The 22,246-nt window shown below is 67.8% G+C and carries 23 protein-coding genes; 14 read left to right on the top strand and 9 right to left on the bottom strand.

The window, feature by feature from the left end; translation table 11 throughout:
- The first annotated feature begins 28 nt into the window (after positions 1–28).
- Together ctaC and ACQP1O_RS31650 are read left to right on the top strand one after the other, a co-directional pair.
- A complete protein-coding gene (ctaC, locus tag ACQP1O_RS31655) occupies positions 29–1,159 on the top strand; it encodes an aa3-type cytochrome oxidase subunit II (RefSeq protein WP_379430669.1) in 1,131 nt (376 codons plus the stop codon).
- A 12-nt stretch (positions 1,160–1,171) separates the two neighbouring features.
- Positions 1,172–1,588, top strand: a complete 417-nt coding sequence (locus ACQP1O_RS31650) for a cytochrome c oxidase subunit 4 (protein ID WP_433562050.1) — start codon at positions 1,172–1,174, stop codon at positions 1,586–1,588.
- A 60-nt stretch (positions 1,589–1,648) separates the two neighbouring features.
- Here ACQP1O_RS31650 and ACQP1O_RS31645 read toward each other — a convergent pair whose 3' ends face one another.
- Both ACQP1O_RS31645 and ACQP1O_RS31640 read right to left on the bottom strand, forming a co-directional pair.
- The gene (locus ACQP1O_RS31645) at positions 1,649–2,467 is read right to left on the bottom strand and encodes an SDR family NAD(P)-dependent oxidoreductase (RefSeq protein ID WP_433562049.1); all 819 of its coding nucleotides are present in this window, start codon (positions 2,465–2,467) and stop codon (positions 1,649–1,651) included.
- A gap of 122 nt (positions 2,468–2,589) precedes the next feature.
- Complete coding sequence (locus ACQP1O_RS31640) at positions 2,590–3,849, bottom strand: FAD-binding oxidoreductase (protein WP_433562048.1); 1,260 nt, start codon at positions 3,847–3,849, stop codon at positions 2,590–2,592.
- Between the two features lie 167 nt (positions 3,850–4,016).
- Between ACQP1O_RS31640 and ACQP1O_RS31635 the strand changes: the two genes are divergently transcribed.
- The 3 genes from ACQP1O_RS31635 to ACQP1O_RS31625 all read left to right on the top strand — a co-directional run bounded on the left by ACQP1O_RS31635 (position 4,017) and on the right by ACQP1O_RS31625 (position 6,409).
- Entirely contained in the window at positions 4,017–5,219 is a 1,203-nt protein-coding gene (locus ACQP1O_RS31635; RefSeq protein ID WP_433562047.1) for a hypothetical protein, read from the top strand.
- Between the two features lie 69 nt (positions 5,220–5,288).
- A complete protein-coding gene (locus ACQP1O_RS31630) occupies positions 5,289–5,843 on the top strand; it encodes an NADAR family protein (RefSeq protein WP_433562046.1) in 555 nt (184 codons plus the stop codon).
- Positions 5,844–5,872: 29 nt separating this feature from the next.
- On the top strand, positions 5,873–6,409 hold the full coding sequence (locus ACQP1O_RS31625) for an NUDIX domain-containing protein (RefSeq protein ID WP_433562045.1): 537 nt from the start codon (positions 5,873–5,875) through the stop codon (positions 6,407–6,409).
- Here the strand turns inward: ACQP1O_RS31625 and ACQP1O_RS31620 are convergent.
- Together ACQP1O_RS31620 and ACQP1O_RS31615 are read right to left on the bottom strand one after the other, a co-directional pair.
- Positions 6,406–6,825, bottom strand: coding sequence for an SRPBCC family protein (locus ACQP1O_RS31620; protein WP_433562044.1), 420 nt, complete (start codon positions 6,823–6,825; stop codon positions 6,406–6,408). The genes ACQP1O_RS31625 and ACQP1O_RS31620 overlap by 4 nt on opposite strands.
- Positions 6,826–6,964: 139 nt before the next feature.
- A complete protein-coding gene (locus ACQP1O_RS31615; protein ID WP_433562043.1) occupies positions 6,965–8,107 on the bottom strand; it encodes an RNA-guided endonuclease InsQ/TnpB family protein in 1,143 nt (380 codons plus the stop codon).
- Positions 8,108–8,350: 243 nt separating this feature from the next.
- On the opposite strand from ACQP1O_RS31615, the gene ACQP1O_RS31610 reads away from it, so the two are divergent.
- Positions 8,351–8,704 (top strand): hypothetical protein, encoded by a 354-nt coding sequence (locus ACQP1O_RS31610; RefSeq protein WP_433562042.1) that lies wholly within the window; start codon positions 8,351–8,353, stop codon positions 8,702–8,704.
- A 3-nt stretch (positions 8,705–8,707) separates the two neighbouring features.
- Here the strand turns inward: ACQP1O_RS31610 and ACQP1O_RS31605 are convergent, their stop codons facing one another.
- Complete coding sequence (locus ACQP1O_RS31605) at positions 8,708–9,457, bottom strand: SDR family oxidoreductase (RefSeq protein ID WP_433562041.1); 750 nt, start codon at positions 9,455–9,457, stop codon at positions 8,708–8,710.
- A gap of 85 nt (positions 9,458–9,542) precedes the next feature.
- Here ACQP1O_RS31605 and ACQP1O_RS31600 point away from each other — a divergent pair, with 85 nt between their 5' ends.
- Complete coding sequence (locus tag ACQP1O_RS31600) at positions 9,543–10,370, top strand: helix-turn-helix domain-containing protein (protein ID WP_433562040.1); 828 nt, start codon at positions 9,543–9,545, stop codon at positions 10,368–10,370.
- Between the two features lie 112 nt (positions 10,371–10,482).
- Positions 10,483–11,655 carry an FAD-dependent oxidoreductase gene (locus tag ACQP1O_RS31595; RefSeq protein ID WP_433562039.1) on the top strand — a complete coding sequence of 391 codons (1,173 nt, stop codon included), beginning with the start codon at positions 10,483–10,485 and terminating at the stop codon, positions 11,653–11,655.
- Positions 11,656–11,851: 196 nt separating this feature from the next.
- Here ACQP1O_RS31595 and ACQP1O_RS31590 read toward each other — a convergent pair whose 3' ends face one another.
- The gene (locus tag ACQP1O_RS31590) at positions 11,852–12,739 is read right to left on the bottom strand and encodes an IclR family transcriptional regulator (protein WP_433562038.1); all 888 of its coding nucleotides are present in this window, start codon (positions 12,737–12,739) and stop codon (positions 11,852–11,854) included.
- 305 nt (positions 12,740–13,044) lie between these two features.
- Here ACQP1O_RS31590 and cysD point away from each other — a divergent pair, with 305 nt between their 5' ends.
- The 5 genes from cysD to ACQP1O_RS31565 are packed head-to-tail and all read left to right on the top strand — an operon-like array spanning position 13,045 to position 18,954.
- On the top strand, positions 13,045–13,950 hold the full coding sequence (cysD, locus tag ACQP1O_RS31585) for a sulfate adenylyltransferase subunit CysD (protein ID WP_433562037.1): 906 nt from the start codon (positions 13,045–13,047) through the stop codon (positions 13,948–13,950).
- The gene (gene cysC, locus ACQP1O_RS31580) at positions 13,950–15,812 is read left to right on the top strand and encodes an adenylyl-sulfate kinase (RefSeq protein WP_433562036.1); all 1,863 of its coding nucleotides are present in this window, start codon (positions 13,950–13,952) and stop codon (positions 15,810–15,812) included. Before cysD ends, cysC begins: the two co-directional genes overlap by 1 nt.
- Positions 15,812–17,008 carry a hypothetical protein gene (locus ACQP1O_RS31575; protein ID WP_433562035.1) on the top strand — a complete coding sequence of 399 codons (1,197 nt, stop codon included), beginning with the start codon at positions 15,812–15,814 and terminating at the stop codon, positions 17,006–17,008. Before cysC ends, ACQP1O_RS31575 begins: the two co-directional genes overlap by 1 nt.
- Positions 17,005–17,802 (top strand): SDR family oxidoreductase, encoded by a 798-nt coding sequence (locus ACQP1O_RS31570; protein ID WP_433562034.1) that lies wholly within the window; start codon positions 17,005–17,007, stop codon positions 17,800–17,802. Before ACQP1O_RS31575 ends, ACQP1O_RS31570 begins: the two co-directional genes overlap by 4 nt.
- Positions 17,803–17,820: 18 nt before the next feature.
- A complete protein-coding gene (locus ACQP1O_RS31565) occupies positions 17,821–18,954 on the top strand; it encodes a sulfotransferase family protein (RefSeq protein WP_433562033.1) in 1,134 nt (377 codons plus the stop codon).
- Between the two features lie 70 nt (positions 18,955–19,024).
- Here the strand turns inward: ACQP1O_RS31565 and ACQP1O_RS31560 are convergent, their stop codons facing one another.
- Positions 19,025–19,657: a TetR/AcrR family transcriptional regulator gene (locus ACQP1O_RS31560; protein WP_433562032.1), complete on the bottom strand. Its 633-nt coding sequence runs from the start codon at positions 19,655–19,657 to the stop codon at positions 19,025–19,027.
- Between the two features lie 190 nt (positions 19,658–19,847).
- On the opposite strand from ACQP1O_RS31560, the gene ACQP1O_RS31555 reads away from it, so the two are divergent.
- Entirely contained in the window at positions 19,848–20,654 is an 807-nt protein-coding gene (locus ACQP1O_RS31555) for an IclR family transcriptional regulator (protein WP_433562031.1), read from the top strand.
- On the opposite strand, the gene ACQP1O_RS31550 is transcribed toward ACQP1O_RS31555, so the two are convergent.
- Both ACQP1O_RS31550 and ACQP1O_RS31545 read right to left on the bottom strand, forming a co-directional pair.
- Positions 20,644–20,919: a ferredoxin gene (locus ACQP1O_RS31550; protein WP_433562030.1), complete on the bottom strand. Its 276-nt coding sequence runs from the start codon at positions 20,917–20,919 to the stop codon at positions 20,644–20,646. The two genes, ACQP1O_RS31555 and ACQP1O_RS31550, sit on opposite strands and share 11 nt — an antisense overlap.
- Positions 20,920–20,935: 16 nt before the next feature.
- Complete coding sequence (locus ACQP1O_RS31545; RefSeq protein ID WP_433562029.1) at positions 20,936–22,072, bottom strand: Rieske 2Fe-2S domain-containing protein; 1,137 nt, start codon at positions 22,070–22,072, stop codon at positions 20,936–20,938.
- Positions 22,073–22,246 lie beyond the last annotated feature (174 nt).

Below are 22,246 nucleotides of genomic sequence, written 5' to 3'. Positions count from 1 at the left end.
AAGGGAGTCCGGGCGACGCGGTGTCGGAATGACGACCAGGAAGGCGTTGAGCGTGGCGCACAAGGCGAGCGAGGCGATAGGGGCACGACCCGCCCAGGGTCGGCGGGGCCGCATCCTTCGGCGGGCCGGGCTGGCGGTGTCCTTGGGGATGACCGCGATGCTCGTCTCCGGCTGCTCGATCGACAACGTTTGGCTTCGATTCGGCTGGCCTTCGGGCATCACGCCGCAGGCCACCCGCATGCGCGAGCTGTGGACCTGGTCCGTGCTCGCCGCCCTCGCGATGGGCGTGCTGGTCTGGGGCCTGACCTTCTGGACCATCGCGTTCCACCGCAAGAAGCCGAACTCCCCGGAGTTCCCGCGGCAGACCGGTTACAACGTGCCGCTGGAGCTGAGCTACACGGCGATCCCGTTCGTGATCATCGCCGTGCTGTTCTACTTCACCGTGGTGGTGCAGAACTACGTCCACGAGAAGGTCGGCAACCCGGACGTCACCGTCGACGTGACCGCCTTCCAGTGGAACTGGAAGTTCGGTTACCAGAAGGTCGACATGCAGATCGACGGCCAGCCCGCTCGGTACACCTTCGACGGCGTCGACCACGAGCGCCAGGACATGAACACGGACATCCAGGAGCGCTACAAGGAAGCGACCAAGGATGGCCACCCGCAGCCGGGCCCGAACAACGGCCTGCCCGCGAACGACATCTCGTACCTGCACTACGACAAGGTCGAGACCGTCGGCACCTCCAACGAGGTTCCGGTGCTGGTCCTGCCGTCCGGCAAGAACATCGAGTTCCAGCTGGCCGCCGCGGACGTCATCCACTCGTTCTGGGTGCCGGAGTTCCTGTTCAAGCGCGACGTGATGCCGAACCCGAAGCAGAACAACTCGGACAACGTCTTCCAGATCACCAAGATCGAGAAGGAAGGCGCGTTCGTCGGCCGGTGCGCCGAGATGTGCGGCACCTTCCACTCGATGATGAACTTCGAGATCCGCGTGGTGTCCCCGGCGGACTTCCAGAAGTACATGGACGCGCGGACCAAGGACCACAAGACCAACGCCGAGGCGCTGGCCAGCATTGGTCAGTCGCCGGTGGCGACCTCCACCAAGCCGTTCAACACCGACCGCAAGGCGCGCGGTAACGAACTCGCCGACGCCAAGTGAGGATGAACTGACATGAAGGTCGAAGCTCGCATCTTCGAACTGATCACGGTCTTCTTCGTGATCGTGGCCGTCGTGTACGGCTACTTCACCGGCCGCTCGCGCACCGGCGTCGAGTGGGCGGGTACCACCGCCATCGTGCTGTCGGCGGGCCTGGCCCTGATCGTGGCCACCTACTTCCGTTTCGTCGCCCGTCGTCTGGACCTGCGTCCCGAGGACTACGAAGAGGCGGAGATCGTCGACGGCGCCGGCGACCTGGGCTTCTTCTCGCCCGGCTCGTTCTGGCCCATCCTGCTGGCCGGTGCGGGCTCCATCGCCGCCCTCGGCTTCGCGTTCTTCCAGTTCTGGCTGATCGGCCTCGGTGTGGTCTGCATCCTGGTCGCCGCCGGCGGCCTGGTGTTCGAGTACCACCTCGGCCCGGAAAAGCACTGACGTAAGTCACGAAGCGCCCCACCCGGAATCCGGGTGGGGCGCTTTGCTGTCCGGTCGAGCTCAGATACCCAGGGCGTGCTTGAGCCGCGTGGTCCGCGGGGACATGGAGGTCAGGCCCAGGAGGGCTCGGGGGAAACGGGGCTGGATTTGCGGCGGGCGGGTGCGGATGGCGGTTTCGATCCAGCGAGCGGCCTCGGCGGGGTCCGGGGAGGGGTTCTCTCGGGTATAGGTCGGGGAGCCGGAGTCGAGTTCGAAGGCGGGGTACCGGACCGTGGTGACGTGGATGCCCCGGGGGGAGAGCTCGGCGTCGGCGCATTGACCGAAGGTGGTCCAGGCGGCCTGGGCGCTGGCGTAGGAGGCGAAATTGGGGGCGGCGCCGGTGTCGGCGCTCCAGGGGCCGACATTCACCACGTGGCCGGAGCCGCCGGCCAGCATGGCGGGCAGCAGGCCGAGGGTCAGGCGCAGGGGACCGAAGTAGTAGGCGGCCATCATGCGCTGGTAGTCGCGGAAGCGATCCAGGGATTGCAGCACCGGGCGGCGGGTGGGGCGGCCGGTGTTGTTGACCAGGACGTCGACGGTGTCGAACTCGGTGAGCAGCCACTCGACCAGCTGATCCACATCCCCGATGGCGGAGATGTCGCAGCGGAACCAGTGGGCACGGCCGCCGGCCTCGATGATCGTGGCGCACTCCTCGACCAGCCGGGAGCCGTTGCGCGCCACCAGGATCACCTCGGCACCGTGAAAACCCAGTAGTCGCGCGGTCTCTCGGCCGATCTCCGAACAGGCGTCGGTGACGACGATTCGTTTGCCCTCGATGGGGCGTTCCTCCGCAAGGGATCCGGCGGTGCGGGGACGGCGGGCAGCACGGAATTCGATCATGGGACAGGCAACCTTCATCTGAGGATTGAGCATGAACCATGCACCGGCACCCCGCCGACAGTGCCGATACCGCCGCCCCGCCCGGCTGCTAACCGGTAGCTGGCGGTGCGGCGGAACACATTCTATTCGGTCGGGTCATAACGCCGGGCGCGTTCGGCGAGACAGATCTCGTCGATTGCGGACACGATGTCCCGCAACAGTTCCGAGGGCAGCGCCGCCGGCCGCAACCGGCAGGTGAAGGTGATGAAGCCGTGGTCCTCGTTGTCGAGTTCGCGCAGGTAGCGCGACCTTACGCCATACGTCATGGCCGAGATGACGGTGAAGCAGCCGGTGCGTTCGCGGTGCCCGGCGAACAGGTCGTGCAGGCCGTGGAAGACCCGGGCGTAGGAGGACAGGGGCGCGAAAACCGAGACGCGGTAAGCCGGTCCGCGCTCGGAGGAACTGATGACGGTGTCGGCCAGGTACTCGGCGTCGCGCAGGGTCAGCACCTTCGGAGCGAACATGAGCGCGCCGGCGGCGGCATTCCGGACCGGCATACCGGCGCGGCCGCCCGCGGATGCGGCGATGGCGCCCAGCGACTTTCGGGCGCGCGCGCCGACCTCGCGGCGGGCGCGCAGCGAGAGGTTGGGGGTGGTGGGGTGCAGGCTCGACCACTGGCCGAAGCGCACGGTGCCCAGCTGCACGGTGCCGGTACCGACCGGTCGGGCAACCTTCAGGGGCGCGGTGTCCACCCAGCGGCCCACCTGCAGCATGGCGTCACCCGGCGACTGGATCTCGCGGTAGGAGTGCTCCACCCAGGTGTCGAAGTCCAGGAACCGGTGCGCGTCGGTGGTGAGCCAGGTGCGGTCCTTGTCCACACCGGTGACCTCGAGGGTCAGCGCGGTGATGATCCCGGTGCGCCCGCCGCCGCCCAGGATCCGGCGGAACCGCTCCGCGTGATGGGTGCGCCCGCAGGTGCCGAAACGCCCGTCCTGATCGACGTATTCGAGCTCGGCCACATTGTCGCTGAACATGCCGAAGCGATGCGACGCCGCCGACAGCCCGCCCACCGCCGCGAATCCGCCCGCCGTGATGTCTCGATGGTCGCCGACCACCGGCAGCCCGAGCCCGTGCGCGCCCAGCGTCCGGTCGATGTCGTAGAGACGCGCCCCCGCCTGTACCCGAACAGTCCTGGCATCGGCGTCCACCACCTGGACCCGGTTCATCTTCCGCATGCTCAGCACGCTGCCCTGATCGGGCAGCGCGAGCTCGTCCTCCGGCCGTTCCCCACCCCGGATGATCAGCGGTTTCGTCGAACGACGTGAATCCCGAACGGTCCGAACCACATCCGCGGTATCGCGGGGCAGAAATTCGTCGGGGTGGGTGGAGACGGGCGTGCTCATGGCGCTACAGCTAACCATAGTCACGCGCATTGTGCTCGTCCTTGGACGGGCGTCCTATCGAGCACTGCGCGGACACACCGTGAACAGCGCGTTTCCGGTTGTGGCACACAGGTTCCCTGTGGGTTTGCGGGCAGCGTTTGTCGCCCCTCGCGCGTAGAGTCCGGGCCATGAGTTTCCTGGGCGGGATGTTCGGTTCGCCACGAAATCGGTTCGGCAAGAAGGTCTTGGAACAGGTGCTCGGCTACGAGGCCGTGGAGGCCGCGCACTTCGACACCGAGGCGTTCGAGATCGGATACCGGCTGAAGAACGGGTACGTGGCCAAGATGAACCTGGGCACGCTGTACCGCCGGTTCGACGGGAAGATCTCCGCCGGGCTGTTCAAGGCCGTCGACAACCTCATCCTGCCGCCGGAGGCGCCGCAGGGCTGGGAGCAGGTGGCGCCCAGGCTGCGACCGGTGCTGCGGCGGGCCGGGTACGGGTCCGGGGCGATTCGGGTCGGCGAGCTGGAGGGGCGGGACCTGGTGCTCTCGCGTCCGGCGCTGCCGTTCCTGACCGAGATGGTGGTCATCGATCTGCCCAGCACCGTGCAATTCGTGACGAAGAAGGAACTGTCGAGCTGGGGCGTGGACGCGGAGCAGGTTTACACCGTAGCGCACGCCAATCTCACCGAGCTGGCCATGAACACGCTGGAGGCCCTCGAACCGCCGCAGGGGATGCGGGTGATGGACTTCGTCGACGACGACGGCGAGAGCTATGTCGGTTCGCTGCCGCTGGTGGCCGGGTGGCTCGAGGGCGTGCGGGCCCGAACCGCCACGCGCCCACTGCTTTTCCTACCCGGGCACCTGGGCATGCTGGTCGTGCTGGACGCGACGCCCGCAGCCCTGCCGCAACTGCTGGCGCTGGCGGCGGAGCGGCTCGAGGGGTCGCTGCGCCCGCTGTCGGCCGTCCCGTACACCGTCGACGACAACGGCGACGTGATCCCCTTCGAGGTGGCGCCGGACCATCCGGCCCACGGGCTCATCCGCCGCGCGCAGGCGCAGCTCGCGGTGGGGGCGTATCACGCGCAGACCGAGCGGTTGCGCGCCGAGGCGGAGCGCGAGGGCGCGATCATGGAACTGCTGCACGTGCGGGCGCCCGACGGCAGCGAGTACACCATGACCTCCTGGACCGACGGGGTCACGAATCTGCTGCCCGCCGCCGATTTCATCTGCTTCGTCACCGGCGACGGCGATGTCTTCCGCGTCGCCTGGGAGGACGTGTCCGGGCTGGTGGCACTGGAACTCGCCGCCGAGTACGATCCGCCGCGCTATCGCGTGCACGACCATCCGCCCGCCGAGATCATGACCCGCCTGCGCACACTCGCCAGCTGATTGCGGCGCGCCGTCGGTGTGGCGCGATATCCCCACGACTCTGTCACCTCGGTCGGCTAGGGTCGCGGCGTGGACAGGGCGCAGCTGACAGCGGACATGGCCGACGGGGCGAGACCGGAGTTCCTCTTCTTCTGGGGGCACACCCGCACCCCGGGCCACGAGGTCGGCAAGTGGGTGCTCAGCCAGTGGTGGCCGGTCGAATTCAGCGTCGACGGCCAGAACTACGGCAGCGCAGAGCATTTCATGATGGCCGAGAAGGCCCGCCTGTTCGGCGACGAGGACATGCGCACCCGCATCCTGTCCAGCGACACGCCCGCCGACGCCAAGCGTATGGGCCGCGCGATCTCGGGCTTCGACCAGGACACCTGGGAAGCCCACCGCTTCGACATCGTGCTCCGCGCCAGCATCGCCAAATTCGGCCAGCACGACCAGCTCCGCGACTTCCTGCTCGCCACCACCGGCAAGGTGCTCGTCGAAGCCGCTCCCCGCGACACCATCTGGGGCATCGGCCTGGGCGCCGACAACCCCTCCGCCGCCGACCCGGTGCGCTGGCGCGGTGAGAATCTCCTCGGCTTCGCCCTCATGGACGCCCGGGACGCCCTGACCCCGGCCCGCCCGTACTGACTCGCCCCGCGGTGGGGGAGGATCGGGGGATGGACACGCTGCGGAGTCGTGAGGTGTACGCGAATCGGTGGATCACGCTGCGGGAGGACGTGGTTCGGCAGGCCGACGGGATGGAGGCGGTGTACGCCTACATCCGGAAGGCGGACTTCGCGATCGTGATTCCGTGGGATGGGGAGCGATTCCACCTGGTCGAGCAGTATCGGTATCCGCTGGGGCGCAGGTGCTGGGAGTTCCCGGGCGGGGCGGTGGCGGGGGAGAGCGATCCGATCGCGGTGGCTCGGCAGGAGCTGCGGGAGGAGACGGGGCTGCGGGCAGGCCGGCTGACGGCGCTGGGGAAGGTGGCGCCCGCCCCGGCCACCAGCACGCATTACGGGACCGTGGTGCTGGCCACCGAGCTGACGGTGGGGCCGCACGAGCGGGAGCCCTCCGAGATGGACATGGAGTCCGCCTGGTTCACCCGGGACGAGGTGGAGGCCATGATCCTGGCGGGCGCCATCGTGGATGCCCAGAGTGTGGCCGCGTATTCCCTGCTGTTGCTGCACGAAAGGCACGGCGGGCTGGGCTAGCCCCGGTCGGCGTGCTCGATGAGGCCCGCGACGACCTCGGGGAAATCGGACGTGATCTGGGGGCCGATCTCGGGGCCGAGGGTGGCGGCGGCGGGGCCGGTGATCTCGGTGCGGTAGACGACGCGGGTGGCGCCGGAGGGCAGGGCGTCGAGGCGGTGCTGGGTCAGCACCTCGAAGCCCTCGCCGAGGAAGACGTCGCTCCAGAGTTCGCCGTCGACGATCTCCACGAAGCGCAGCTCCACGGTGTCACCGTCGGGCGAGGTCATGCGGAAGGTGGTGCCGGGCGCGAAAGGCCCGTCCAGCTCGAAGGTTTCGATGCCGGTATTCCATTCGGGCCAGCGGCTCGGGTCGGACCAGCTGCGCCACAGCGCCTCCCGGGGCACGGTGGTCTCGGCGCTGTGTTCGTACTCCCACATGATCTCGTCCTCGATCGAAGTTCAGTTCAGTTTGTTTCAGTCGGATAGACGGTTTTTGACTTCCTCCCGGCCCTGAAGGATCGGGATTCCCTGCCTCACGACAGGGGTTTCCTGTTTCATCGACGGTTGCCTTCCCGCATCAGCTGCGGGGCGGTCTCACACCATCTCCGCAGGCCAAGACCGCCAGCCCGGCGGCCTGTATGTTCTTCGCAGCGTTGACGTCCCGGTCGTGGACAGCCCCGCACGGACAGGTCCACTCCCGAATGTCGAGCGGCATCGCGTCGTTGATCCGTCCGCACGTCGAGCAGGTCTTGCTCGAGGGATAGAACCGGTCGATCGCCACTACTGTGCGCCCGTACCAGTCCGCCTTGTACTCCAGCATCGACCGGAACTGCGACCATGACGCATCCGAGATCGCCCGCGCCAGGCGGCGATTGCGGACCATGTTCCGCACACTCAGATCCTCGATGGCGATCACTTGGTTTTCGCGCACCACTCGAGACGCCAGTTTGTGCAGATGGTCCCGCCGCCGATCGGCGATACGGGCGTGAATATGAGCGACCTTGCGCCGGGCCTTCGCCCGGTTGGCCGAGCCGTTCTGTTTCTTCGCCAACACCCGCTGCGCTTTCGCCAGCCGGGCGCGGTCCTTGCGCTCGTGCCGGGGATTGGACACCTTCTCCCCGGTCGAGAACGCATACAGCGACGTGATGCCCGCATCGACACCGATCGTGGCGTCGGTCGGGGCGTGCCCGCTGATCGTCTCCTCGACCAGGATCGAGATGTGGTAGCGGCCCGCACTGTCGCGTGACACCGTGACCTGCGACGGCACGGCCCCTGCGGGCAGCGGACGCGACCAGCGGATGTCCAGCGGCTCGGCTTGTTTGGCCAGCTTGATCTGGCCGTCGCGGTAGGTGAAGCAGTTCGAGAAATAAGTTGCCGAGTCCTTCGAGCGGCCTTTCTTCTTGAACTGCGGGTAACCGGTTTGCTTGCGCCAGAACTTGTCGAACGCGCCCTGAAGGTTCCGCAATGCCTGCTGCAACGGGCCTTTCGACGGCTCGGTCAGCCATGCGGTTTCGGGGTCACGCTTCCATTGCGTGAGCATCAGCGATGTGTCCGCGTAGTTGACGCGCCGCTGCTGCTGAGTCCAGGCACGGGAACGCTCCGCCAACGCCCGGTTGTACACGTACCGGACGCATCCGAACGTCACGGCGAGCTGCTGCGCCTGCTCCGGGGTCGGGTAGAGGCGGTACTTGTACGCCCGCTTCACCACCCGAGATTCCATGCTTGACATGATAGCACATCAGTATGTCACAGAATGCGCTATCCCCGCCTCGAAGGGCGGGGGTCTGCGCGCTACGTCTCATGATCACAGTCGAAACCTGAAGATCCGCTGAAGGTGAACCGCGATCCCCCTCGCGTCGTGCCGGGAATGGCGTTTAATCGGCGTCGCGGTCCACGCATCGAAGGGCCGGGGGATTGATCATGGATCGTATTGGTGCACACAACGATACGAAGAGTGATCGATATGCGCGGAAAACTCCGACCGGCAGTGATGGTGGTCGCCCTGTTCACGGCTCCCCTGGCGACCGGCCTGGCCACCGCTCACGCCGTGCCCGCGGCGGGCGTCACCGCGGCCCGCCACCACGATGGCGATCAGGATCAGGACGGGAACGGCGATCAGGACGGATCCGGCGGCGGCCAAGGCGGATCCGGCGGTGGCCAGGGCGGATTCGGCGATCGGAACGGACCGCGCGACCAGGGTGACTGGTGGTTCGTCCACCACTGCGTCCAGCAGCACGAGTGGTGGCAGCAGCGGTGCCGGCGCGACGGCCCCGATATGTGGCACCGCGGTGACCCGCAGCCGAACGGCAGCTGGTAGGCCTCACCATTCGATACGGCCGTACTCTTCCTGTCCCCAGACGTAACCCCAGAACGTTCCGGTCGGGCCGTCGGCGGGCAGGGTCGCGAGGTGGATGCTGGGCTCGGCGCCCTGGTCGGCGGTGCGGAAACCGCTGTTGGCGTTGAGATCCGTCGCGGTGTAGCCGGGGTTGGCGGCGTTCACCTTGATGGGGGTGTCCTTCAGTTCGAGCGCGTAGAGGACCGTCACCATGTTCACGGCGGTTTTGGATGAGGTGTAGGGGATGGCCGAAACCATTTGCGACATGGGGCTGTTCGGATCGGTGCGGCCCGCCAGCGAGCCGACCTCGCTGGACACGTTGACGATTCGGGCCGCCTCGGCGCGCCGCAGCAGCGGCAGTAGGGCATTGGTGACGGCGACCAGGCCGAAGACATTGGTCTCGTACACGTGCCGCAGGGTGGCGAGGGTGCCCGATGACGGCTTGCCGTCGCCGTCGAGGCCGCCGCTGATGGCGGCATTGTTGACGAGGATGTCGAGCCGGCCGAAGTCGGCTTCGATCTGGGCGGCGGCCGCGGCGATGGACTGTTCGTCGGCGACATCGATCCGGATGAAGTGGGCGTCCGCGCCCTCGGCCCGCAGTTGGGCGGTGGCGGCTCGCCCGAGTTCGGGGTCCCGCGCGCCCAGCAGGACGGTCATGCCGCGCGCGGCCAGCCGGCGGGCGGTTTCGTAGCCGATGCCCTTGTTGGCGCCGGTGATGAATGCGGTGATGGTCATGGGAGAAGCATCACGCCGCGCGGGTTGCGGTGGGAGGACCAAGTCGTACCACCCAAAATCGAGGCAGCGGCCCCACACTGGAGCCATGGCTGACAGGAATGAACTCGCGGCCTTTCTACGGGCCCGGCGCAATCGGCTGACCCCCGGTGAGGTCGGGCTGCCGAACGGAATCAACCGCCGCGCACCGGGATTGCGCCGCCAGGAGGTGGCGCAGCTGGCCGGGATCTCGGTGGACTACTACATCCGCATCGAGCAGGCCCGCGGTGCGAAACCGTCGCACCAGGTGCTGGCGGCGCTGGCCCGCGCGCTCATGCTCACCGTGGACGAGCGCGAATACCTGTTCCGGATGGCGGGGGAGTCGCCGCCGGTCACGGCCGGGCCGAACACGACTGTGCCGCAGGCGGTCCGGTCCATCCTCGACAATCTCGCTGCCCCGGCGTACGTGGTGGACGCGACCTACGAGGTGCTCGCCTGGAACCGCGCGGCCACGCCCTTCGTCGGCGATCTCGACACCGTGCCCGGCCACGAGCGCAATATGATCCGCTGGATGTTCCGGGAGGCCGCCGACCATCCGCAGTGGTCCGACGCCGATACCCGCGACTTCGCCCGCGCCCTCATTGCCGATCTGCGCGCGGCCTATGCCCGGTATCCGGGGCATCCGGCGCTGGCCGCGCTGGTCACCGAACTGCTGGGCACATCGAAGCGGTTCGCGGACATGTGGGCCGCCCACGATGTGGAGGTGCGCCGGACCCACCGCAAGCGCATCCGTCATCCGGAGCTGGGGCCGCTGGACTTCCACTGCCAGGTGCTGCACATCTCCGACACCGATCAGCGGGTCATCGTCTACTGCGCGACGCCGCACACCCGGACCGCAGCCGTCTTCCAGTCGCTGGCCGCCGCCACCGACCGCTGAAGGTTTGCCAACATTCGTTGGCCAACAAGTGTTGACATGCCGTCGACCGGGTCGTACCGTCTAAATCAACAGACGTTGGCCAACAAATGTTGGCAGAGCCTCAGGAGTCGTCATGAACACCGTCCCCGCCACCGCTTCGGTCGTCATCGTGGGTGCCGGTCCCGCCGGACTGACCGCGGGCATCGCGCTCGCCGACGCGGGTGTGAACGTGGTGCTGCTCGACAAGCTGGCCGAGGGCGCCAACACCTCCCGCGCGGTCGTCGTGCACGCCCGCACCCTGGAGGTGCTCGAGCAGTTCGGCGTCACCGCGACCCTGCTCGAACGCGGAATCGTGGTGCCGCACTTCGTGATGCGCGACGGCGACCACGCGCTGGCCCGCATCTCGTTCGACGGGCTGCCCACCGCCTACCCCTACACCGTCATGATCGGTCAGGAATCCACCGAGTCCATCCTGCTGGCGCGCCTCGAGAAGGCGGGCGCGCAGGTGCACCGGCACACCGAGGTCACCGGTGTCGTCCAGGACGCCGACGGTGTCACCGTCTCCTTCACCGATGCCGACGGCGCCGCGAATTCCGTTCGCGCGGACTGGGTCATCGGTGCGGACGGCATGCACAGCCCGGTCCGCGAGGCCGCCGGGATCGGCTTCACCGGCGCCACCTACCCCGAGTCCTTCGTCCTCGCCGATGTCCGCATGACCTGGCCGGACCCGCGCGACGAGGTTTCCCTGCACCTGTCGCCCGAGGGTGTCACGGTCGTCGCGCCGCTGCCCGACCCGCGGCCCGACCGCTTCCGCATCGTCGCCACCGTGGCCGACGCCCCCGAGCACCAGGATCTGGCCTACGTGCAGGCGCTGGTCGACGCCCGCCGGCCGGGCGCGCACGCGAAGGTCGAGGAGATCGTCTGGAGCTCGCGCTTCCGCGTGCACCACCGCGTCGCCGACCACTACCGCGCCGGGCGCATCCTGCTCGCCGGGGACGCCGCGCACGTGCACAGCCCGGCGGGTGGCCAGGGCATGAACACCGGCATCCAGGACGCCGCCATGCTCGGCCGCCTGCTCGCCGCGGTGGTCGCGGGCGCCCCCGAGTCCACCCTCGACGAGTACGAGCAGACCCGTCGCCCGGTGGCACTGGGCGTGGTCGGCTTCACCGATCGCATGACCCGCATGGCCACCCTGCGTCCGCTGCCGGCACGGCTGGTTCGCAACCTGGTCATCAGTACCGCCGCCCGCATCCCGGCGTTCCGCCGCAACCTGGCCTACCAGCTCTCGGAACTGGCCAATCGCTGAAGCGGTCAACCGTGATTCGGTGTCTCCCAGCATGATTCGGCGGCCCGCGCCATGAGGTGCGGGCCGCCTGCTCGTGCCCGACCCGATCATGCGGTGCCGATCACCCTGATGATTCGGTGTCGATCACCGGCGGTCCCAACAGTGCCCCGGAAGCTGCCCTGCGACCGGGCTTTCAGCTGTGCGGGACGGGGCGCTCTCAGGCTCGCAGGGCGGTGGTGACGGTGTCGGCCGCGGCGATGGTGGCGGTGGCCAGCTCGTGCAGGCGGGCGGCGGGGAGATTGGTGTCGGGGCAGGAGACGATCGACGCGATGACCGAGCCGTCGGAGGCGAAGATCGGGGCGGCCACCGAGACGACCGCATTGTGGTCGCCGAGTTCGTCGGGGAGATAGTCGATGGTGATGAGGTCGGCGATCATGGCGCTGAGTCGATGCCGCAGCGGATCGGTGACGGGGGAATGGCGCAGGGCCCCCAGGGCTTCCAGCATCGGGGCGGACTCGTCGGCCAGGCGTTCGACGGAATAGCCGCGGGCGGCGATGACGTCGAGGACCGCGGTGAGGCGGGGGCGGTGGCGCGGGTCGGCGGCCTGGAGCCAGGTCTCCCGCTCGGATTCCGGTGCCCAGGCGATGAATTCGCGGCAGACCGGCGGGGCGAACGGCATGCGGCGGGCGGGGCGGATCCACGGGACCGACGGGGTGCCGAGCACCTCGGTGATGACGATGGCGTCCTGTTCCCGCTCGGCCAGGAAGATGGGGACGCCGTGCGCCGCGGCCAGCGCGTGCATGGGCTCCACGGCCAGGCGGCGCAGCGGAAAAGCGGTGTCGGCCCGCCGCGCCACGGCCAGCAGCCCGAGACCGAGGCTGTAGTTCCCCTCGCTGTCGCGCACGGCCCAGCCGTCGGCGGTGAGCTGGGTGAGCACGGCGTGCGCGGTGGCCCGGGACATGCCGGTGGCGCGCACGATGCGGGCCAGTGAGAGGCGCTCCCCGGAATGTCGCGACAGCAGCTCGATCGCCTGCACGACCCGGTGGGTCGGCGGTGAGGCGGGCGTGGAACCTGCTCCGGCCGCCGTTCCCGGTTCGGAAGCCACAGGGGCGGTGGTGGATTCAGGCAACTCGATCCCTGCTGGTGTCGGTCCCGGCGCTGCGGGAGGTTCGCGCCCGATCGTATCGGCCGGGGTATCGGTCATCCGCACCGGAGTGGCCCGGATCCGGTGTGCCCGAGCTACTCCGATGCGCGGCAATTCGGGCGCGGGTATTGACCGTCGCCGGGTACCGACCTATCGTCGGTGTCACATTATCGAACAATAGCGTCGAATATTCGACACCACAAGCATTCGACACCGCAGGGTCGAATGACCGGACGGATCGGATGACGCGGCGAATGGGACGAGAGATGCGCACGGGATATGAGCTGTCGCACCTGAACGCCTTGGAGGCGGAATCGGTGCACATCATCCGGGAGGTGGCAGCCACCTTCGAGCGGCCGGTGCTGCTGTTCTCCGGTGGTAAGGACTCGGCGGTCATGCTGGAGCTGGCGCGGCGGGCGTTCTGGCCCGCGCCGCTGCCGTTCCCGTTGCTGCACATCGATACCGGGCGCAATTTCGACGAGGTCATCGACTTCCGGGATCGCACCGTGGCGCGGCTGGGAGCCCAACTGCTGGTCGGCAGCGTGCAGGACGATATCGACGCGGGCCGGGTCACCGAACGGCCCGGTGAGACCCGGAACCGGCTGCAGACCACCACCCTGCTGCGCACCATTCGCGAGCACCGCTTCGACGCGGTATTCGGCGGGGCGCGCCGCGACGAGGAGAAGGCGCGCGCCAAGGAGCGGGTGTTCAGCTTCCGCGACGAGTACGGCGCGTGGGAACCGCGGGCCCAGCGCCCCGAGGTGTGGAACCTCTACAACGGCCGGCACCGCAAGGGCGAGCACATCCGGGTGTTCCCGCTGTCGAACTGGACCGAGCTCGACATCTGGGAGTACATCGACCAGGCCGAGGTGGAGCTGCCGTCGCTGTACTACGCGCACCGGCGCACCGTGGTGGCGCGCGACGGAATGCTGCTGGCGGACAACCGATTCCTGAAGTTCGGCCCGGAGGAGAAGCGCTTCGAGGCCACCGTGCGCTTCCGGACCCTCGGCGATGCCGACTGCACCGGTTGCGTGGAATCCACCGCGGCCGACCCCGCCGAGGTGATCGCCGAAACCGCCGCCACCCGGCTCACCGAGCGCGGCGCCACCCGCGCCGACGACCGCATCTCGGAGTCCGGCATGGAAGATCGCAAGCGAGAGGGCTATTTCTGATGCGTCGCAACCTGTTACGACTGGCCACCGCGGGCAGCGTGGACGACGGCAAATCGACCCTCATCGGGCGGTTGCTGTTCGACTCCAAGAGCCTGTTCAGCGATCAGCTGGATGCCATCGAGCGCGCGAGCCTTTCGCGCGGCGGCGACGGGCCGGACCTCTCGCTGGTGACCGACGGCCTGCGTGCCGAACGCGAGCAGGGCATCACCATCGATGTCGCGTACCGCTACTTCGCCACGCCGCGAAGGAAATTCATCATCGCCGACACCCCGGGGCATGTGCAGTACACCCGGAACATGGTGACCGGCGCCTCCACCGCCGACCTGGCGCTCATCCTCGTCGACGCGCGCAAGGGCGTCTCCGAGCAGACCCGCCGCCACGCCTTCCTGTCCTCGCTGCTGGGGGTCGGGCACCTGGTGCTGTGCGTGAACAAGATGGACCTGGTCGACTGGTCCGAGCAGCGGTTCGAGGAGATCCGTTCGGAATTCGCGGATTTCGCGACCAAGCTGGACGTGGGCGATCTGAGCTTCATCCCGGTCTCGGCGCTGCACGGCGACAATGTGGTCGACCTGTCCGAGAACTCGGCCGGCTGGTATCCGGGTCCGCCGCTGCTGCGGCACCTGGAAGAGGTGCACGTGGCCTCCGACCGCAACCTCATCGACAACCGGCTACCGGTGCAGTACGTCATCCGGCCGCACGGGGAGAGCCAGCGCAGTTACGCGGGCACCGTGGCGGGCGGCATCTTCAAGCCGGGTGACGAGGTCGTGGTGCTGCCGTCGGGGCGCACCAGCCGGGTCAACCAGATCTGGGGCCCGGGCGGCGGCAAGGTCGACGAGGCATTCAGCGGCATGGCGGTGTCGCTGACCCTGGACGACGAAATCGATATCGGCCGTGGCGATATGCTCGCCCGGCCCGGCAACCAGCCGCACACCGATCGTGAGCTCGACGCCATGGTGTGCTGGTTCTCCGACGACACCGAACTGCGGGCCGGTAACTCCTACGCCATCCGCACCGCCACCCAGACCTCCAAGGTCGAGGTGAGCGAGCTGGACTACCGGCTCGACGTCAACACCCTGCACCGGCAGACGGACGCGGATCGGCTGGGGCTCAACGACATCGGGCGCGTGACGATCAAGAGCCGGCAGTCGCTGCTGTTCGACCCGTACCGGGAGAACCGCGCCACCGGCAGCTTCATCCTCATCGACGAGACCACTGATCAGACGGTGGCCGCGGGCATGATCACCGGACGCTCCACGGGCGCACCGCGGATCGGGCAGAAGGCCTCGAATGTGGTGTGGCACAGCTCCGCCGTGGAGCGCGGGCAGCGGCTCAGCACCGGCGCGACCGTGTGGCTGACCGGGCTGTCGGGCTCCGGGAAGTCCACCATCGCAGTCGAATTGGAGCGGCAGCTCATCGAGTCCGGGCAGCCCGCCTACCTGCTCGACGGCGACAATCTGCGGCACGGGCTGAACAAGAACCTGGGTTTCACCGACGAGGACCGCCGCGAGAACATTCGCCGCGTGGCCGAGGTGGCGGCGCTGTTCGCGGACGCCGGCGTGGTCGCCATCGTGTCGCTCATCAGCCCCTTCCGGGCCGAGCGGCGCGAGGCGCGCAAGCTGCACGACGGCCGGAATCTGCCGTTCCGCGAGATCTTCGTCGACACCCCGCTCGAGGAGTGCGAGCTGCGCGACCCGAAGGGCCTCTACAAGAAGGCCCGTGCCGGGGAGCTGCGCGAATTCACCGGCATCAGTTCGCCGTACGAGCGGCCGGAGTTCGCCGATCTGACCATCACCCCCTCGACCGGGACGCCGGCCGAGATCGCCCATCGAATTCGAGAAACCCTAGGGATCGCTGAAAGCTGATGACAGACATGGAAAAGGCCGAGCTGCCTCTCACCGAGCCGTTCCTCGCGGCCGTCGCCGAGGCCGAGAAGCTCATCGCCACCGCCGATTTCATCCGTGACCCGCACGACCTCGCGGAGGGCTACGACTACCTGCAGGCCGGCATCGCCGCGGTGCTGCAGCTGTCGCGGGCACACGGCACCTCTCACCCGTACCTCGTGACCGCCACCGGGCCCTACACCAAGATGGGCCTCGACAACCCGGACACGCTGTACTACAGCGCCAATATCGAGCCGAATGCGGAATACCTGCTCACCGGCGTGCGCGGGACCACCGTCGACCTGAGTTTCCAGGTCCTCAAGGGTGATTACACCGCTTCCGATGTACCGAACGGTGACGACGCGTTCGACGACCGGCGGCTGCAGATCAACTCGGACGGCAGCTACCAGCTGCGTTTCGGGCCGCCCAAGGAGAATCCGGAGCCGAACTACTTCGTACTCCCCGAGGGCGCGTCCATGCTGGCCGTACGCGAGGTGTACGGCGACTGGAATGCCGAGCGCAAGGGCAGCATTCGCATCGAGCGGGTGGACACCATCGGCACCGCGCCGGCCGAAGCGGGCGTGGAACAGCTGCGCAAGCGGTACCGGGCCGCGGGGCGGATGCTGCTGACCCGGGTGCACACCTGGTTCAACTTCCCGAAGTGGTTCTACCTGAACCTGCCGGTCAATACGCTGACCGAGCCTCGGCTCACGCCGGGCGGGCTGAGCACCCAGTACTCCTCCGTCGGGCATTTCGAGCTGGAGGACGACCAGGCGCTCATCATCACCGTGCCGAAATCCGATGCGCCGTATCAGGGTTTCCAGCTGGGCAGCCGCTGGTACATCTCCCTGGACTACGTCAACCACCAGACCTCACTGAATCATCGGCAGGCGCAGGTGGATCCGGACGGGATGATCCGCATGGTCGTCTCGGCGCGGAACCCGGGCGTCGCCAACTGGATCGAGACCACCGGGCGCAAGCTCGGCATCCTCCAGTTCCGCTGGCAGCGGGTCGCGCGGCCGATGACGCCCGAGGACGGGCCGACCATCGAGCTCGTTCCCTTCGACAAAGTGGCTGAACGACTGCCCAACTTCGAACACAATCGGATCGACGAGGCCGGATGGCGCGAGCGGATCGCCGCTCGCCAGCGCGCCTTCGCGGAAAGGATGCTGGGATGACCCGACTGAAGACGGGACTGCTGGCCGACAAGGTGGTCGTGGTCAGCGGCATCGGACCCGGTCTGGGCCGTTCCATCGCCTTGGAGGCCGCGGCGGCCGGCGCCAAGGTCGTGCTGGCCGCGCGCACCGAGTCGCGGCTGAAGGAGGTCGCCGACGAGATCGCGGCCGAGGGTGGCGCGGAAACGCTCTGCGTGCCCACCGATATCACCGATGAGGCCACGGTCCAGAACCTGGCGACGCAGACCCTCGACACCTTCGGCCGGGTCGACGCGCTGGTGAACAACGCCTTCCAGGTGCCGTCCATGAAGCCGCTGGCGCGCACCGACTTCGAGCAGATCCGCGAGAGCGTGGACCTGACCGTGCTCGGCAATCTCCACATGACGCAGGCGTTCACCGACGGGCTGGCCGAGACCAAGGGCTCGGTCGTCATGGTCAACTCCATGGTGCTGCGGCACTCCGAACCCCGCTACGGCAGCTACAAGGTCGCCAAGGCGGCCCTGCTGGCCATGTCGCAGACCCTGGCGACCGAGCTGGGCGAGAAGGGGATTCGCGTCAACAGCGTGCTGCCCGGCTACATCTGGACCGACCAGCTGAAGTGGTATTTCAGCGAGATCGCCAAGAAGTACGGCATCACCGAGGAGCAGGTCTACCAGCAGACCGCGTCCAAGTCCGACCTGAAGCGGCTGCCGCTGCCCGACGAGATCGCCCAGACCATCGTTTTCCTCATGTCGCCGTGGGCCAATGCCATCACCGGGCAGACCATCGACGTCAACTGCGGCGAATACCACGTCTGAGCAAGGAGTTTCACCACTATGAGCGGACGTACCAACGTCGGCACCGTCGAGGATCTGCACCACTCGGCGTCGAAAGTCTGCGGCCTCACCGACTTCGGGTCCGACGACTACCTGGAGGCGCTCGGCGTCCTGCTGGAGTCCTACCAGCGTGACGCGGGGCTCACCGAGCTCGGCTCCAAGATGAGCCGGTACTTCCTGCGCGGTGCGCTCGTCGCCCGCGCCCTGAGCGAAGCCTCCTGGCAGGCCAACCCGGCCTACACCGAAACCCAGGTCACCAGGCCGATTTTCGTGACCGGTCTGCCCCGCACCGGCACCACCGCCCTGCACCGGCTGCTCGCCGCCGACCCGCAGCACCAGGCCCTGGAGATGTGGCTCGCCGACTTCCCGCAGCCGCGGCCGCCGCGCGAGACCTGGGCCGACAATCCGGTCTACCAGGCGGTCGACAAGGGGTTCGCCCAGCACCGGATCGAGAATCCGGAATTCATGGGCGTGCACTACATGACCGCCGCCGAGGTCGAGGAGTGCTGGCAGCTGCTGCGCCAGACGGTGAAATCCATCTCCTACGAGTCGCTGGCCTATCTGCCGAGCTATTCGGAGTGGCTGCGCAAGCAGGACTGGACCGATGCCTATGCGCGGCACAGGAAGAACCTGCAGCTGATCGGGCTGGGGGACAACCGGCGCTGGGTGTTGAAGAACCCCAGTCACCTGTTCGCCCTGGACGCCCTGATGAAGGTGTACCCGGACGCGCTGATCATCCAGACCCACCGCGATCCGGTGACCATCGTCGGCTCGTCGTGCAGCCTGTCGGAGCAGGCCACGCAGGGTTGGTCCACCACCTTCGTCGGCGAGAAGATCGGAGAGTCGCAGCTCGAGCTGTGGTCGCGCGGCCTGCGTGAATTCAACACCGCGCGAGCCCGATACAACCCGGACCAGTTCCTCGACATCGATTTCGACGAACTGCGCGCCGACCCGTTCGCCGCGGTGGAGAAGATCTACTCGAAGTTCGGCCTGGACTACACGGATTCGGCCCGCACCGCCATGACCGCCCTCGACGAGGAGAGCAGGTCCGGCGACCGCAAACCGGTCCACAGGTACTCGCTCGCCGACTACGGTCTCACCGAAGACCAGGTCCGAGCCGAATTCCAGCTCTGATCAACGGCTCTCGAACGGCCGGGCGCGTACCTTGCGTGCCCGGCCGTTCGCCGTGTTCGGCGGTCCTCCCTCACGTCGCGTGCGCGACGGGGGAGGTCACGGCGCCGAGTCCGGTGAACAGCACGGTCAATCCGCGCTGCATGATCGCCTCGACCTCGGCGAAATCGGTGGAATCGGCCTTGACGATCCAGTGCGTATAGGCCTGCCGGCTGGTCTGTACCACCAGCTGGGCGGGCAGTTCGCGCAGGAACGGATCGGTGCCGAGTTCGATACGGGCGGCGAGGAATTCGGTGATCGGCTCGTAGAGCCATTCGCCCCACTCCAGCCATCGGCGCCGGTATTCGGGCGTGTTGATCATCAGGGTCATGAAGGTCCGATCGAAGTCGAACGACTGCCGTTGATGGACCTCGGTGGTGAATGCGTGGGTCAGGACGTGGGCCGGGTCGGCGTCGAGGGGCGCCTTCGCGAGCACGTCGCGGACGAGCTGTTCACTGCGACGGAACAGGGGGAGCACCACGTCCTCCTTCGTCGCGAAGTAGCGGTGGAAGGTGCGCGGCGCGATGCCGACCGTCTCGCAGATGCGTTCGACGGTCGCGGAGGTGTCGCCGTCGGCGACGAACAGGGTGTGGGCGGCGTGCGCGATGGTCAGGCGTAGGTCTTCGGCGCGCTTATGGGCCAGTTTCGCCTTGGCCGGGTTGCTCACGACGAGTCCTCCTCATTCCTGGTCGCGCCTACCGTAACGCCGTGCCGACGGCCCCCTGGGCGACGGGCGGGAATCCGGAGAAACCGATCTGGTGGTGCCTTTACCGGGCAATGTGGTCGTGCTTACGCACCGCGTGTCATATTCTGCCACAAATGGCAGATTCTGACATTTGCTCGAAGGTAGGTGGAACGTGGCAACGACGACACGAACTCACGACGCCCCGGCGGCCATGATCGATCGGGTGGCGTCACTGCTCGATGCCTTCGATGGACCGGGATCGCTGACATTGGCGGAGATCGCGCAGCGAGCCGGGCTGCCACGGTCGTCGGCGCATCGGATTCTGCGGCGTCTGGTGGAACTGGGATGGGTGGAGCGTGAGGGCTTCGAGTACGGGCTCGGCATGCGGATGTTCGAATTCGGTTCGCAGGTGGCCCGGCAGCGCCGGTTGCGCGAGACCGCCGCTCCGGTGCTGACCGAACTGCACCTGCGCACGGGTTTGACCGCGCACCTGAGCATGTTGGCCGGCCCGGATGTGCTGCATCTCGATCGATTGGGTCCACCGCCCGGGCCGGGGGCGGGGTGGTCGGTCGGGGCACGCCAGGCCGCGGCCCTGACCGCGCCGGGGCGGGCACTACTGGCCGGGCTCGACCCGCAGCGGTGGCCCGAACTGTCGTTCCAGCAGGCGCCGACCTGCTACAGCGTGCGCTCGCCGCGACAGCTGGCGCGGGAACTGGGCACGGTTCACGACCGTGGCGGTGTCGCGGTCGACGCACAGGGCTGTGCCCTGGGGGTCACGGTCGTGGCCGCGGCCATCGGCGGGCTGGGCGAGAGCGCACCGGCCGCGATATCGCTGTCGGGCCCGACCCGGTCGGTGCCTGTCGAAAACGCCACGGCCGCAGTACGAATCGCCGCGGGCGACATCTCGCGACGCCTGGTGGGGCTGCGGCCGAAGGCCCGCACCGGGAAAGCCCCCGGTGCGGGCGCGCTCAGTCCGTGACGGTCCGGTCGGCGAGCCGGAGCGAGCCGTCGCGGACCGCACCGGCCACCGAATCACGCAGCCGGCCACAGCCGGCGAACAACGGTTCGGGACGCTGCGGGTCGCCCGCGGGCCGCTCCAGGCAGGCCAGGCTTGCCACGGCATTCCATTGAATGCTGGTCTGCTCCCGGCTGCTCTTGCGCACCTCGACCTGCGCGGCGCACGCGTGGCAGCGCACCGGGGTCATCGGTACGCTGCGCAGCCGGTCGCCCTGACGGCTGATCATCGCTCGTCCTCGCAGCTCAGGACACCGGCGCTGCGGCGGCGCGGGCCAGATTGGCCTGCACCTCGGCAGTCCAGGCCTCGGCCGGGCGGGTGGTGTCGAGTTCGTATTCGAATCGATCGACCATCGCCGGTTCGACATCGGCCTGGTCGACATAGAACTGCTGATACCAGCGGCGCAACTGATAGACCGGGCCGTCCTCCTCGCAGAGCAGCGGATTGTCGATGCGCGCCTTGCGTTTCCAGATCGCCACGTCCTGCTCGAAGCCGAGCTTGACCCAGTCGCCCATCGCGCGGGCGCCGGCCATGGCTTCCTCGGCGTCGAGACCGGCGGGGATTTCGACCATGATGCCGTACTGCAGGACGAAGGAATTCGCGTCGATCGGATAGTGGCAGTTGATCAAAACTGTTTTGTGGTCACCGTTTTCGTAGCGATAGAGCAGGTCGTCGATCATGAACGAGGGCCCGTAGTACGAGGCCACCGACTGGGTGCCGAGCAGCTTCGGCTCGCCGACCGGTCCCGGCAGATCCTCGCGCGCGCCGCTGTCGAAATACTGGGTCGCCACATGCCCTTCGAACACGTTGCGGAAATAGGTGGGCAGCGAGCCGTGCACGTAGAAGAAGTGCGCCATGTCGACGACATTGTCGACGATTTCCCGGCAGTTGGTGTCGACGACGGTGGTGTACCAGTGCCAATCGGTCCAGCCTTCGCTGCCGGCGGCCTCGATGCGGGGGATCGTGACGTCCGGCGGCGGCGGATTGCCCTCGGGGTCGTTCCACACGAACAGCATTCCGTCCTGCTGGAGTGTGGTCCACGCGCGGGTACGTGCCAGTCGCGGGACGCGGCGGCCGTAGGGAATCTGCTTGCAGCGGCCGTCCCCACCCCACCGCCAGTCGTGGAACGGGCATGCGATCTCGTCGCCTTCGACTTTGCCGTCGGACAGGTCCCCGCCCATGTGCCGGCAGTAGGCGTCCAGCACATTCAGGGTGCCGTCGGTCCCGGCGAAGACCACCAGCTTGGTCCCGAACGCCCGAATGGAATGCGGCTTGCCATCGGCGAATTCGCGCACCAACCCCAGGCAGTGCCAGCCTCGCGCGAAGCGGGCCGGTGCCGGCTCGGCTTCGACCCGGCGGAACTCGTCATGCGTCGTTGTCATAGGTACCGTCCTCGTTCGGCGTGAATGCAGAACACCAACTCACGGGCCCCGTCATCGGAGCAGGTCCCGCGCAGTCCCTGTTATAGCGGTGGTAAAACCCATGCCGCGCAAATGATTTCACTGACTGGAAGAGTGCGGGGAATTCGCGCGAGGGGTTTCGGTGACCGGAATTCC

It is taken from the genome of Nocardia sp. CA-151230 (assembly GCF_050942175.1).
Lineage (GTDB): Bacteria > Actinomycetota > Actinomycetes > Mycobacteriales > Mycobacteriaceae > Nocardia.
Note: the sequence above shows the minus strand (reverse complement) of the source record. Positions and strands in the feature narration are given on the sequence as shown.

Excerpts from the sequence above, each read along its gene's own strand:
- ACQP1O_RS31565 (WP_433562033.1), top strand. The coding sequence starts at position 17,821 with ATGAGCGGACGTACCAACGTCGGCACCGTCGAGGATCTGCACCACTCG.
- ACQP1O_RS31620 (WP_433562044.1), bottom strand. The coding sequence starts at position 6,825 with ATGTGGGAGTACGAACACAGCGCCGAGACCACCGTGCCCCGGGAGGCG.
- ACQP1O_RS31645 (WP_433562049.1), bottom strand. The coding sequence starts at position 2,467 with ATGATCGAATTCCGTGCTGCCCGCCGTCCCCGCACCGCCGGATCCCTT.
- ACQP1O_RS31570 (WP_433562034.1), top strand. The coding sequence starts at position 17,005 with ATGACCCGACTGAAGACGGGACTGCTGGCCGACAAGGTGGTCGTGGTC.
- ACQP1O_RS31605 (WP_433562041.1), bottom strand. The coding sequence starts at position 9,457 with ATGACCATCACCGCATTCATCACCGGCGCCAACAAGGGCATCGGCTAC.
- ACQP1O_RS31595 (WP_433562039.1), top strand. The coding sequence starts at position 10,483 with ATGAACACCGTCCCCGCCACCGCTTCGGTCGTCATCGTGGGTGCCGGT.
- ACQP1O_RS31550 (WP_433562030.1), bottom strand. The coding sequence starts at position 20,919 with ATGATCAGCCGTCAGGGCGACCGGCTGCGCAGCGTACCGATGACCCCG.
- ACQP1O_RS31600 (WP_433562040.1), top strand. The coding sequence starts at position 9,543 with ATGGCTGACAGGAATGAACTCGCGGCCTTTCTACGGGCCCGGCGCAAT.
- ACQP1O_RS31640 (WP_433562048.1), bottom strand. The coding sequence starts at position 3,849 with ATGAGCACGCCCGTCTCCACCCACCCCGACGAATTTCTGCCCCGCGAT.
- ACQP1O_RS31545 (WP_433562029.1), bottom strand. The coding sequence starts at position 22,072 with ATGACAACGACGCATGACGAGTTCCGCCGGGTCGAAGCCGAGCCGGCA.
- ACQP1O_RS31650 (WP_433562050.1), top strand. The coding sequence starts at position 1,172 with ATGAAGGTCGAAGCTCGCATCTTCGAACTGATCACGGTCTTCTTCGTG.
- ACQP1O_RS31610 (WP_433562042.1), top strand. The coding sequence starts at position 8,351 with ATGCGCGGAAAACTCCGACCGGCAGTGATGGTGGTCGCCCTGTTCACG.
- ACQP1O_RS31575 (WP_433562035.1), top strand. The coding sequence starts at position 15,812 with ATGACAGACATGGAAAAGGCCGAGCTGCCTCTCACCGAGCCGTTCCTC.
- cysD (WP_433562037.1), top strand. The coding sequence starts at position 13,045 with ATGCGCACGGGATATGAGCTGTCGCACCTGAACGCCTTGGAGGCGGAA.
- ctaC (WP_379430669.1), top strand. The coding sequence starts at position 29 with ATGACGACCAGGAAGGCGTTGAGCGTGGCGCACAAGGCGAGCGAGGCG.
- ACQP1O_RS31635 (WP_433562047.1), top strand. The coding sequence starts at position 4,017 with ATGAGTTTCCTGGGCGGGATGTTCGGTTCGCCACGAAATCGGTTCGGC.
- cysC (WP_433562036.1), top strand. The coding sequence starts at position 13,950 with ATGCGTCGCAACCTGTTACGACTGGCCACCGCGGGCAGCGTGGACGAC.
- ACQP1O_RS31625 (WP_433562045.1), top strand. The coding sequence starts at position 5,873 with ATGGACACGCTGCGGAGTCGTGAGGTGTACGCGAATCGGTGGATCACG.
- ACQP1O_RS31615 (WP_433562043.1), bottom strand. The coding sequence starts at position 8,107 with ATGGAATCTCGGGTGGTGAAGCGGGCGTACAAGTACCGCCTCTACCCG.